This is a genomic window from Blautia sp. HCN-1074, assembly GCF_037890165.1.
Classification (GTDB): Bacteria; Bacillota; Clostridia; order Lachnospirales; family Lachnospiraceae; genus Blautia_A.
Map to the genome: position 1 here is coordinate 240,716 of NZ_JBBKBP010000001.1, position 12,976 is coordinate 253,691.

11 protein-coding genes are annotated in these 12,976 nt (G+C 37.8%); 3 read left to right on the forward strand and 8 right to left on the reverse strand.

Annotated features, from left to right (window positions below):
• The first annotated feature begins 296 nt into the window (after positions 1-296).
• On the forward strand, positions 297-821 hold the full coding sequence (locus tag WKT11_RS01205; protein WP_340281833.1) for an RNA polymerase sigma factor: 525 nt from the start codon (positions 297-299) through the stop codon (positions 819-821).
• Positions 822-866: 45 nt separating this feature from the next.
• Here the strand turns inward: WKT11_RS01205 and lanM are convergent, their stop codons facing one another.
• The 5 genes from lanM to WKT11_RS01230 are packed head-to-tail and all read right to left on the reverse strand — an operon-like array spanning position 867 to position 6,456.
• Positions 867-3,554, reverse strand: a complete 2,688-nt coding sequence (lanM, locus tag WKT11_RS01210) for a type 2 lanthipeptide synthetase LanM (protein ID WP_340281834.1) — start codon at positions 3,552-3,554, stop codon at positions 867-869.
• A 16-nt stretch (positions 3,555-3,570) separates the two neighbouring features.
• The gene (locus tag WKT11_RS01215) at positions 3,571-3,699 is read right to left on the reverse strand and encodes a hypothetical protein (protein WP_278278040.1); all 129 of its coding nucleotides are present in this window, start codon (positions 3,697-3,699) and stop codon (positions 3,571-3,573) included.
• 16 nt (positions 3,700-3,715) lie between these two features.
• On the reverse strand, positions 3,716-5,185 hold the full coding sequence (locus tag WKT11_RS01220; RefSeq protein ID WP_117677536.1) for a GHKL domain-containing protein: 1,470 nt from the start codon (positions 5,183-5,185) through the stop codon (positions 3,716-3,718).
• A 3-nt stretch (positions 5,186-5,188) separates the two neighbouring features.
• Complete coding sequence (locus tag WKT11_RS01225; protein WP_118411721.1) at positions 5,189-5,896, reverse strand: LytR/AlgR family response regulator transcription factor; 708 nt, start codon at positions 5,894-5,896, stop codon at positions 5,189-5,191.
• 5 nt (positions 5,897-5,901) lie between these two features.
• Positions 5,902-6,456, reverse strand: a complete 555-nt coding sequence (locus WKT11_RS01230) for a hypothetical protein (RefSeq protein ID WP_118136662.1) — start codon at positions 6,454-6,456, stop codon at positions 5,902-5,904.
• A gap of 322 nt (positions 6,457-6,778) precedes the next feature.
• Between WKT11_RS01230 and WKT11_RS01235 the strand changes: the two genes are divergently transcribed.
• Positions 6,779-7,672: a C40 family peptidase gene (locus WKT11_RS01235; protein WP_118136664.1), complete on the forward strand. Its 894-nt coding sequence runs from the start codon at positions 6,779-6,781 to the stop codon at positions 7,670-7,672.
• A gap of 142 nt (positions 7,673-7,814) precedes the next feature.
• On the opposite strand, the gene WKT11_RS01240 is transcribed toward WKT11_RS01235, so the two are convergent.
• The 3 genes from WKT11_RS01240 to WKT11_RS01250 form a co-directional block, all read right to left on the reverse strand.
• On the reverse strand, positions 7,815-8,561 hold the full coding sequence (locus WKT11_RS01240; RefSeq protein ID WP_117844019.1) for a hypothetical protein: 747 nt from the start codon (positions 8,559-8,561) through the stop codon (positions 7,815-7,817).
• Between the two features lie 239 nt (positions 8,562-8,800).
• Positions 8,801-11,482, reverse strand: coding sequence for an Ig domain-containing protein (locus tag WKT11_RS01245; RefSeq protein WP_117677539.1), 2,682 nt, complete (start codon positions 11,480-11,482; stop codon positions 8,801-8,803).
• A 363-nt stretch (positions 11,483-11,845) separates the two neighbouring features.
• Positions 11,846-11,971, reverse strand: a complete 126-nt coding sequence (locus WKT11_RS01250) for a hypothetical protein (RefSeq protein WP_340281854.1) — start codon at positions 11,969-11,971, stop codon at positions 11,846-11,848.
• Positions 11,972-12,181: 210 nt separating this feature from the next.
• Here WKT11_RS01250 and WKT11_RS01255 point away from each other — a divergent pair, with 210 nt between their 5' ends.
• Entirely contained in the window at positions 12,182-12,904 is a 723-nt protein-coding gene (locus WKT11_RS01255; RefSeq protein WP_181977742.1) for a peptidoglycan-binding domain-containing protein, read from the forward strand.
• Positions 12,905-12,976 lie beyond the last annotated feature (72 nt).

Genomic DNA, 12,976 nt, shown 5'->3' on the forward strand with positions numbered 1-12,976 from the left:
ACCTCCCTCCTCTTAATCTTCTTTTATTACGCATTTTTTTCTATATTCCATCCACTAAAAGTCTTTTCTGGTCTTATTATTACCGTTCCAATTTAAGGCACAGTTTTATTCTCTACAATTATTCTACCAATCTCTTTTTACCATATATTTTTTCTCCTCTTATCATTAATTTGAATTTGCAAACTCACTTAATAAAGAGTTTTTTCTCTTCCATTTGTAAACTCACAATTTTTTTCTTTTTTAGTTTCTGATCAGCAGTTTTCTTACTACTTCCCCTAAAAAGGAGGTAGATACCTATGAAAACACTGACAGAACTTATCCAAAATTATCAAAATGGTATCCCAGATTCAGACAGTGAAATTCTCAAACGTATGGAACCGCTTGTGAAAGGATATGCATCCCGGATTCACTGCATGGAACGCGAAAATTCCACACAGGAATTGTATCTTACTCTGTTAAAGACATTGCCATATTTAAGTTCTTCATCCTCAGAAGGTGAATGTATCAGATACATGCAGACCTCTGTCGAAAACAGATATCGTTCCCTTTGCCGCAGTTGCCTTTCCGAACCTGAAAAAGATGATTTTGATTCCTGTTCTGTTTCATTACAGGCTCCCGACAGTTTTGATGACACCTATTATGATGTAACCGCATATATCAACTCTTACCCTTCGGACAGTGTCCAGAGAAAAATTCTGTCCATGTACTTTTATCAGGATAAAAGCGATGCCCAGATTGCCCGGAAACTGAAGCTGTCCCGCCAGTACGTCAATCGGATGAAGAAGAAACTAATTCTCAGATATATTTCCGAAAACAAATAAAAGAAACACCTGCTGACCATAAATTTACAGTCTGCAGGTGTTCCCTTAGTTTTCATATAATTCCATTAATGCCATTCCCGTACCGGAAATGCCATTCATAAAAGCCAGATTCAGATATTCTGTCCCAGATATTTTTGTCGGGTGATCCAGTTGAAATAAAAGGCAGTCACATAACGCCTCATATTGCTCCTTCATTTTTTTATTACCATATTTTTGAAGATACTTCTTCATAATAAGTAAATTCCCGGACATCCCATGACACAGACAAATTTTTTCATCCTGTTCTCCATAAAACAAAGAGTCTGCAGCATTTAACCTGTCTTTTTTAATCTGCATATCCTCAGGAAACAGCTCTTCCAGTTTCATTCGTGAAAGCAGGATTCCCGGCGCCCCATGGCACCATGCATTCATGAAGCTTTCCCCTGAACTCTCTCGTAAATCCTTCCAGTTTCCGGTTTTCTCTGAGTACAGAAAATCCTCATATCTCAGCAAAAGCTGTATTTTATCAGCATATTCCGCTTTATGATTACATTCATACAACGCTGCATAAGCCATCAGAAATCCACTGTTGCCATGAGACATTCCAGCCAGCGGTCCGTCTGTTCCTTTTAATCTCCATCCGTATCCATTTCCGGTTTCCTGTCCTTTCTTCCACAAATCTTTTTCCATATCTGCCGCTATTTCATAATATTTCAGATTTCCGGTTTCTTTATATAACATCACTGCCACTACAATAGCTCCGGCATTTCCGCTCAGATAATCCAGTTGTGAATCTTCTTTCCATACCCTCTCAATAATGCTGAAATGCTTTTCCGCATAAATCATCCACACTCTTTTTCCTGTAAGTTTAAACAGATAAAGATAGGTATATACCACCGAGCTTTCTCCATTTACAATACCTGTCAGAAGATTTTTATCATAAATCTGTTTTTTGTGTATTTCATCTGTATAAGCTTTCAATCTCAAAACAGCAAGATGATAAATTTCTTCTGCACTTGCATTCTTTTCTTCAAAATCATGAAGATATTTTGCAAGAAACAAGACTGTCCCCGATATTCCATCATATAAATAGATTCCACCTAATCTGAGGTTCCAGTGACCATTATCCCAGAATTGCAGTCCTGTCCAGCCAACACTCTGTTCCCGGATAATTGCTCTGCTGCAGATTCGATGAACTATCTTTCTGATCTGACTGTATATTTTGCGCTCTTTATCTGTGTCATATCCCTTTATCCTGGTCGGAAACATCTTTTTCTTTCCATCAGATGCCTTCAGCATTTCCATGGACAGCCTGATATAATCACACTGACATTCCATATCAGAGTAACTCATCTGCTTCATATGCATTCGCCATGACTCATAAGGAGTACAGGGCAGATATTCTTTATGTTCTCCGCCATTTCCATCATAAACAGATCTGCTGTTCGCATCAATCTCAAAGCAGGGTATATCCATTTCCAGAAGGCTCTCAATTTCATAATCATGAATCTCCTTCATAAAAGAAGATTCCCCCTCTTTGTGAATCACATTCAAAAGAGCTTTCCTGCATTCTCTTGACTTCATATAATCCGGATGAAACGAAGCCATAAGATACATTGCATACTGTTGGGTATGCCGCAGTACAACTCTGGAACGTCCGTCAAAAAAGCCGGACAACATCACCTCCACTTTCTTATCTGCCATTGCCACCATGTACGCTCTGCAAAATCCTCTGATAATGCATTCCGTATAATCTGCCGCATTGATAACCTGATCATTTAGTCTTACAATGCATTCCTTTATCTGCATTTCCACAGGTTCATATTCTATGTGGATATCAGATGTTTTATCATCCTTTACCACAGGAAGTTTAAACGGTGTTTTTATCTTTTCCTCTGTTCCCATTGCACTTATAAGAACTCCTCTGTTTCCTCTGCCCCATGTGAGAACAGGGAGCATTCCTGTATGTATAACCGAATTTGCCAATTTTATTTCTGTACTTTTGTTTATTTTTTCTTCTACACTACTTCCGTCTTTTTCTGATTGTTGTTTTAAATATCCCGGATATGTTTCCATATCGATAATCACAGGATATTCTCCATGTGCGATAATATTTTCACCATGAAGATCTGTTGCTCCAAGGGCATATCCCAAAAACAGATGTATGCCCATTCTGAAATAATAATGCTCCACCTCACTTTCGTTTTTACAGGGAATATTCTCAATTTTTTCTTCCCATCCATAGGAATCATGAGATAAATATTGTACCGTCCTGCAGGAAATTCCTGTTTTTCTGCATAAATAGTTATAAAGTTCCTGATATTTTATATTCTTATCAAGACTATGTGGCTTATAGTACAGAATTGTTCCATTATCCAATTCTACCTTTGCCACACTTCGTCCTCCTCTGTGTGTATCGCCTTTCGACATGTAAATTCCCACAGTCCCGGAAAACTTTCTTCCATCACAGAATATTTTTTGTATCTGTTCTTTTTCTGCATAAAGAGATTTCCTGATTTCACATTCTGCTCTCTGGGTAGAGTTATTTTTTAATTCAAGCAGACGTTTTAACTCGGGATATTCCTGCAGTAAAGATTTTACATATGTTGCATTGTTAAGATATGTTTTTTCATAATAATCATATTGTTCTTCAGAAGTATTTCCTTTTAGATTGCCTTTCGCCTTTTGTTCATGAATACTCAATATAAAAATCCGTTCTGATATCGCATTATTATAATGATCAAAGTCCAGCATACCTTTTCTATTTCCTTTAACAGCATATTGTAAACAAAGATCCGTTATGTAAAGTATATGCTTCCACTTCTACTCCATTTTCTTCATAAAACAGTTCTATTTCCTTAAGTTCTTCCTCAATACATCCAATAAATTCTTCTGTCATTTTATTTATCTCTCCTTTAATTTTTACTTAAAATAATAGTTACCTGAAAAAAATTAGAATCATATTTAAATGTGATATTTCCATCATATCTTTTTACAAGTCGTTTTACACTTTCAATTCCCCAACCATGGCCTTCCGCTTCTAATTTATCTGTTACAAATTTTCCGCGTTTTACATCAGGAATTCTCGTACTTGTATTCCACATTTTCATCATCAATACATCATTTATATTTTTTATTTTTAAACAAATCTTCTTTTCCTTACTCTTAACAGCCGCATCTATTGCATTATCAAATAAATTGCTTAATATAATAACCAAATCAGTAGTATTTATAATTGTATCATCCACGGAAGCATCTAATTCAAAATTTATATCCAAAGCATCCATTTTCCTTTTTTTCATAGTAATTGTTTTGTCAAGTACATTTATACCTGTCCAAAACTTTTTTTCTTCATCTCTGAACTTTTTCTGATTATCTGCAACATATACCGCAATTCCATTTAAGTCTCTATTTTCTATACACTCCTGTATAAAACTCAACATATGTTTTTGATCATGTATAATACATCTGTATTTTTGATATGCATCTTCTAATTCCTGATATTGCTGCTCTATAGCTCTATTTTTCACCTCCAAAATATTTTTTTCTATATTGACACTTTTAACAAAAAAATACGTAAATAAAATCAGCAATACTACGGCAACTCCTGATACTACTACTATAGCAATTACCAAATTCTCTATTTTAAGAATCTTATTTTGCATGCTTAGCAAAAAATACAAAAGTATATATTCTGCTAACGCAAAACCATAGAAAAATTTTTGATTATCTCTAAAAATGTCGCCCGCATATTTATTTGCGCGAAACAATTTTAATAACAAAATTATCACTACACTTATAACCAATAAATAAATTCCCGAGCTATAAGAGTGCATACTTTGGCGATAAATATATTCTCCTATTTTTCTTTTTTCACTCAAACAAACTGTGATAATATATAATAATTTTAATAACCCTATATTTGTCAAATATAAAAATTCCCAAATATAAGATTGAATAAATGTGCACCGAAAAAAAATTGTCAAAAATATCGGAAGATATAAATTTCCTAATACTATTACATTTCCAGATACATACGCTGTCCAATATTGACAGGTTATAAGAACAACAATCATAACAAAAAAAAGCACACTTTGAAAATTTCTTATTCTTTTTAACCTGACTACACAATCCGGTATTAAACATATTCCCCCCAGCACCAGTAATATAATAAGTATTGTTTTTTTTGTCTCTATATTATTTTCTAAATATGATCTGCAAAATGAATATGCTGTAAAATATAACAGTATAATTAATATTATCTTCCATACCGTTTTATCTTTTTCAGTTTCCATACTTCTTTTCGGAAACATCTGCCCAAATATCCAGACACCTATCCCAGTCTCCATAAACGTTGCCAGTCCATACAATAAAACTTTCAGCATTCTTCATACCCCCCAGTAATTCAGAATTGCTTCTCTGACACCTTTGAATCTTTCTCTGCCAACTGTAATAATATTACCGTCCCGCATATAAAGATCCCTTCCTTTCATCTTCATCACATGTTGGATGTTTGCAAGATATCCTCTGTCAGATATAATAAATTCTTTTGAATTCAGTTCTTTTTCTATTGTTGACAGACTTGCTCTGATCTTTACTTCCCCACGCCTGTGCACAAAAATCACATATTTTCCTTCTTTTTTCATATAGAAAATATCAGAATATGCCAACTTTTCAACTTCATTTCTTTTATTTATGATATAGTACCGCTCTTCTTTCTCCATAATTCCAGGAAGAAGCGCATCATAAGCCTGCGGAAGTTTTTCCTTCAGACACTCTTTGGGGATATAACGATAGGTGTTTACCTCATATGCTTCTATTGCATAATCCACAAAATTTGTAATAAATATAATAACCGGATCCGGATAAAGTCTGCGAATTTCCCTCGCTGCCTCTATTCCGTTTTCTCCAGGCATCCGGATATCCAGAATATACATATCGAATTTTTCTTCATTCAATCCCAGCAGAAACCATTCCACATTCTGGTATATCGTTACCGTGCAATCTACGTTTTTCTCTGCAAAATACTGTTCTGTGATATCCTTTTCTTTTTTCAGATACATTTCGTCATCATCCAGAATCATTATTCTTATCATAGCAATTATTCCTCCATGAATGTATAAAATCTGAATTTCTTCACATCATAAAAATAACTTTCATCCTTATTGATGACCAGCTCATAAACCTCGATATCCCCTTTGGTTGTCACATCAGTTCTGTGATACTGATAAATGTATCTGCCTTCCTCATGGTTTTTTACCTTTCTGATGATATCATCCACCAGTTCTCCGATTGTCATCGGACTGTCTCCGGAAGGTCTCCATCTTCCAATCATACCACGAACCTGTGACTTGGTCAGTTTAATTCTCTTTCCAAGAAGATATCCTTTCGGGAAAAAGTCTTCTCTGGTCTTTCCTGTCTTTTTTAATATCTCACGTATTGTCTTATTTTCTTCATCTAAAGCAAATCCCATATTAGCATAAGCCTGCATATGAAGCAACGCTAATTCGAGATATTTACTGTTTTCAGATTCTTTATTCCATAACAGTAATTTGTCCAGACTTTTATATACAGTTTCTCTGATTGTAATTCCCTGATTTTGCAAAGTCTGCAAAGAAAACATCATGGTATACAAATCCTTTGTATATTCGTCCATATTCCTATATTCCTCCTGTCATAAAACATATCAAATTTGATTAGTCGCTTGTCATTTATATCCTTATACATATTTAATTCCTTCTGTTAAACTTTATCAAAGGAAAGGATTTTTATTTATGAAAAATCAGGATTAAATATAATTACAATTCGACAATTTTCGTGTTTTTGTCCTCGAAAAGCATTTTTCTGACCTCGAAGCAACAATCAGGAAATGCTTTTTATTTTTTCCGTTTCATGTTTACATTTTTCTCTTTTCTCACTCTTTATAAGATGTATCACCGGTGAGCAAATAAATAATAAAATTTCAGGAGGATGAACAAATGACAAAAACAGAAAAAGCAGTAACATGGGCAATTGAAATCGCAAACGATCCGGCACACGGATATGATCAGGATAACAGATGGAGACCGGACTATGATTGTTCTTCACTGGTAATCTCCGCATGGGAACAGGCTGGTGTACCTGTAAAAACAAAAGGAGCCACTTATACAGGAAATATGAAATCCGTTTTTCTGTCCTGCGGCTTTAAAGATGTAACTTCCAAAGTTAATCTCAGCACAGGAAGTGGCATGAAACGTGGTGATGTATTATTAAACATCGCAAGTCATACAGTAATGCACATTGGTAATGGTCAGGTGGTATCTGCCAGCAAAAATGAAAATAATGGATATCATGGTGGTAAACCCGGAGATCAGAGCGGAAAAGAGATCAAACTTCAGAGTTATTACAATTTCCCCTGGGATTGTGTTCTCCGTTATACTGAAGATTCTGCAACTACTGATCCTGATCCTGAGCCACAGCCAACTACTGGAAATGCAAAAATCCGCAAAGGTCAGAGTTATGCCAATAAATTCGCAAATGCCGGAATTTCCATTACCGGAAAAAGAGACGCAGCTACTAAAAAAGCAGGGATTAAAGTTCTTCAGACAGCTCTGAACAAAGATTATGGTGCCGGTTTGGATGTAGACGGTATCTGGGGAACTAACACAAGCAATGCCCTTGGTAAACATTACGTAAAAAGCGGTGAAACCCAGTATATGGTAACTGCCGCTGAGATTCTCCTTCTTTTACGTGCTTATGATCCAAACGGTGTAGAGATTCCCGGTACCTTTGGCTCAGGACTTCTCTCTGCTGTAAAGGCATTCCAGAAGGCACAGGGCTTAACGGTTTCCGGAACCTGTGACAGAAATACTTTCCTGAAACTGATCAGCTGATCTTTACCAGATAAACATCCGGCAGAATTCTTTTCACTGATTCTGCCGGATATGCCCCTTCACTATTTCTTGTATATAAAAAGAAACAGTTTTGAAACCCATCAAAATGATTTCAAAACTGTTTCTTTTGTTTTCTTATTTTTTACCACGGAACATATTCGCCGCTGTCTTCATCATAATAATACCAGCCGTTTCCTCTGCCTATAGGACTACAGTCAGATTCCGCAGCCTGAAACGGTATATAGGAATTGGTTCCCGGATCCCAGGAATACAGGTCATACGGATCTCTTACTTTTCCTGATGCATCATCAGGTGCGGTCCAGGTCCAGTAGTATTTATTGCCATCCTGATCCGTAACACCATCTTCATCCATAGCACGCCCAATATCCTCCCAGCTTCCATAACAATTTCCGTCACTGTCATACCAGTTTCCATCGTCAGCCTGAGAAATCAGTCTTCCATTTCCCTCACTGTCATATATCATCGCCTGATCTGCTGTCTGATCAATTTGATTGCCACCGTCGCCTGTTGAGCCATTATTTTCAGATGAATTATTGTCCACGTATGTATTCTGTGAATCATCTGTATTATCCGCATCATTCTCTGAATTCTGTACATCGCCCGCATTATTGGATGAGGCAAATACTTTCGTCTTCTTATCCGCAGTCTGATTTGAATTTTCTTTTCCACCGGATGTACTTTTATTTACCTGTTTTTTATCCGGCTGAGATTTTTCTGCTGTTTTTTGTTTTGTCTGTTCGGATTTCCCCTGTGAATTCTGCGTATAATCAACCTGTGTCGCTGTTTTATTCTGTTCCGCACAGCCAGTCATAGCAGCCGCTGCTGCTAAAATCCCTGCCATAATAATTACAATCTTTTTCTGCTTCATTTTGTTGTCCTTTCTACATTTGCTAAAAATGTCACTGCCTTTATCATAATGTGCTTTTCCTGTTCATTATGACATACTTCACAGACTTCGATGCCTCATATGTCCCTTATCTGTCATGAAATGTACCCCATTTTTTTCCAAAATCTTTACCCCATAATTTTGCCTTATAAACGCTTGGTAAAAGGGGAATATCTTTTTTCTTAAAAGTGAAATCTCTGTGAAACAAATGGCAGCAGTACTTATTTCACAACTATTTTCTTTATTTTCGACCATTTCGTATAACTTTTTGCATAACCTTTTACATAGGCACGTCCTGCAAGGTAGTAGACTCCGGGCTTCACATTTTTAAAGACCACCGTGGTTTTTGTCTGATTTTTCTTTGTGTAAGCATAACTGCTTACACCAGTATAGCTGCCATTATCAGATTTGGAAACTTTCTTTGCCAGTACCCAGTCTGTTCCATCACAGGACTTTGGAACAGTAAACGTCACCGCCACGTTTCTTTTTGTTCCCTGTCTGGAAACCTTAGCTGATTTAACAGCAGGTTTTCCTGTTACAAGGCTTGTTTTTACAGTTACCTTCCTGACCTCTGCCCATTTACTGAGCACTTTGGTATTGCTCCCATTCAGATATTTATAAGCATGTACGCCAATATACCACGTTCCTGCCGGTACGCCCCGTAAGATAAGCTCTTTACTGCTTCCGGAATACCCACTCTTTACCTTTATATAATCCGATGGTTCTTTTCCGTTCTTACTTCTGGCAGCAACAACATCGTAACCGTCCGGTTCCTCACCCTTGCTGTTAAGTACTATTCTGACATCATTTTTCTTCACCTGCACCTTCTGAACCACAGGTGCGTCCGGAGTCTTTGCCTTTACCGTAACCGGAACCCCGTCTGACCATTCCCCATATTCCATAACATGGCTGCTGTTCTCTTTGTATGCCCTGCAATAAAGACTATGTGTTCCCTCCGGAATATACTTCAGCTCAGGATATTGATTCAGTTCAGAATTTGTAATTTTTGTCTGCGCAGTATAATTCCCCTTTTTCAGATCCTTCTGAGATTTGGCTGTCACAAACTGATAGCCGTCCGCTTCATTGGAAAGATCTCTCAGATAAAGCATTGCATAATTTGTGATCACTCTGGTCCACCGCGTATCAATAACTGGTCTGTTTAATGTCTGATAAGCATCCACCTGTACCATTATCTGTACGGCAGTGTCCAGCCCTTCATTATTTTCATCCTCATTCAGTTCCAGAGATCCGTTGACCAGAAAACTTTGAGCTGCCTTGCTTTTCGGATCATAAGCACAATTCTCCACATCCCACTTCACAGACGCAGAAAATGTTGTTTTCTCTCCATTCACCTCGGCGCCATAGACTTCCAGCGAATTCGGCAGGTGCAAAGCATCAGCAGTTTTTTCTGCACCATTGGTAATTCCGGTCACAGGCGCAACAGCATCTGCCAGTCCCTGATAAGTCCGGTCTCCTACAATAAAAGAATTATACAGATTCTGCGTTGTCAGGTGTTCTCCTGCCACTGTTTTCGCAGTCACAGTCACCTGAAAACTATATTTTCCCACCGAAAGCCCCCGTTTGGGCCAGAGTCTCAGTTCTGTGCTCTCCCCAGGTGCCAGATAAGCATTTCCAGATAATAACACACTACATTCTTTACTACGGTTAAAAGACAGCTTCATATCTGTATCAGTAACATTTTTCAGAATATATGTCTTTGCTTCCGGAAGTGTCTTATAGCCCCACTGCATTGTCGGAAAACCCCCGGCAGACTTTTCAGTAATTTCCAGCTGCTTCTTTTCTGTCGGATTCTTCTCTCTGTTCATTGTAACATGAAGAGGATATCTGCTTCCGTCATCTGCGAGAAATGCAAACGTTTCATCATAAATTCCGTATTCCTGCTTCGGCAATATATAAAAATAAAGCGTTTCTCCCGGTTTCAGCAGCTTTTTGGAATCCTGTTCCTCATAATCTTCTGTCCACTTTGCCATCTGGTCATCCACTTCAAAGTTCTTAAGACCAGAAGTATCTATCCGTATTCTGGTTTCCTTTTTTCCTGAATTTCTGACCACTACATACTTCTCCACACGAAATTCCGGGTCATAGAAATCGCTTTCTGTAAATTCTTCTTCTGTACCTGTTTCTATACTCAGCTCATAATCTTTTTCAGAGGAAGCTCCCACAATTACTTTCAGAGTAACCTTACAGGAAGCACCCTCTTTTGTCTCAAATGTCACTGTCTCTTCATAATTTCCGGCAGGCAGATCCTTCTTATCATCAATGTCCACAGCCGCACAACTTCCGGGCTGCATTTCTTCATCCGTATTTGTATCGAAAATCGGTGCGTAGGAAAAATCAAAATATCTGCTCTGCGGAAAATCAGAGAGATGAAGCGAATCTGTTCCTGCATTATAAAGAAATAACCGCTTATGTGACTGTTCTCCCTCTGCATGAATTCCCAGATCGATCAAAGCAGTACCTGATGTCAGCTCATACTGCTTTATAACAGGTTCCTGCTCACGCTGTGCAACATAAAGGCTCAGTTCCTGTGAAGAAACTCCAATACCATTGTCCGCCTGTACAGTAAAGCTGAAACTCCCTTCCTTCTGCGGTGTTCCGCTGATCACTCCCCCGGAAGACAACGTAAGTCCCGCCGGAAGCTCGCTTCCCTCCTCCAGACTCCAGCTCACATCTGTATCAGCTTCAAGCTGTACCTGATATTCCGTTCCAATCTCTCCACCCGGCAGAACCATATCTGTCAATATGGCAGGAATACTCCCCGTTCCATCACTGAAAGATTCTCCCGCTGAAAAAACCTCCGCCCCGCATACTGTTAACGGAGCTGTAGCTGTCAGAACCGCCGATAAAAAAACTGCTGTAAAAATCCTGTAATTACTTTTCATTCTTCTCCTCCAGATAACAAAATATAAAAGTATCAACTTAACTAATTAATATTAATATACCACTAGACGGAAATGTTTCTGTAATTACGGAATGACATGTAGTCTAATGGTCATGAATGTCAGAAAAGCCCTGTCCGCCGGAAAAATTCATCCCGCAGAGAGAGCTTCTGTTTTCTGTCCATATTTTTTAGTTTCTGGTTTATAAATTTAATCAGTCGCTTGTCATTTATTGCTTATACGTATTTATTTTTTCTATAGCAATCCTCGTAAATAATGCATTTAAGAGGATTGCTATAATAAAATACATACAATTCGACATTTTTCGTATAATCTTATAATGCCTTCACAGTTATAACATTTCTATCATTTTTTCTTTCCCGATATCTTCCCCTGCATCTCCAGATACTCGAACACGATCACATCTGCATGGTTTTCTTCCGCATATCTTACACTCGCACCTGCAGTCTTTTTTCCAAGTTCTGTGTTCAAACGTTTCGTATATGCCCATCTTCCCTGTGTCTGCGCAGAGAGGAAGGCATCTTTGGGAACCGGATATCAAAATCAAAACAGGCATGGTTTTTCTTCGTAGTATGTACCAGATGTTCTACAGCATTAAAACGCTTCTTTGCATCCGGGATTTCTGCCTGGCAACAGGCAGGAGTTCCAGTCAGAACAAATGGAGCATCTTATACCGGAAATATGAAGTCTGTATTTCTGGCATGTGGTTTTACAGATGTTACATCCCGAATTGACCTCCTCACAGGAAATGGAATGAAACGTGGAGATGTAATTATCAATACCATGCATCATACTGTTATGTATATTGGAAATGGACGAATCGTTGGTGCCCGCATTAATGAAAACGGAAAAGTTTCCGGTGGAAAGACCGGAGATCAGACAGGAAGTGAAATCATGGTTCAGAATTATTACGTTTATCAATATGGATGGGACTGTGTTCTCAGGTATGCAGAAAGCAACTCAGATGTTGATTTTTCCTCTGAAACTATTGCATCTTCCAGATCAGAAAATATCAGCAAGGGTCAGACATATGCTGCCAGATTTCTCTGTGCAAAAAATTTTTCAACATTGCAGGCAAACTCTGACATCAGAAAAATTAAAATCCAAATCCTCCAGACCGCCTTAAACAAAGATTATCAGTCAGCTCTGGATATCGATGGTATCTGGGGACCAGCTACTGATCGTGCCCTTAACCAGCATTATGTTATGTACGAAGAAACTCAATATATGGTAACTGCTGCCGAAATCCTTCTTCTCCTGCATGGATATAATCCAAAAAGTGTTGAATTTCCCGGGATTTTTGGTTCTGGTATGCTTGCAGCAGTAAAAACATTCCAGAAAGCACATGGCTTAGCTATTTCCGGAATCTGTGACAGAGAAACTTTTCTGAAATTTATCAGTTGATTTTTTCTACTCTTTATTTCCTATTACGGTACTGAAAATAACGAAGATCTCTTTCTTATCGGTGTTGGAAAA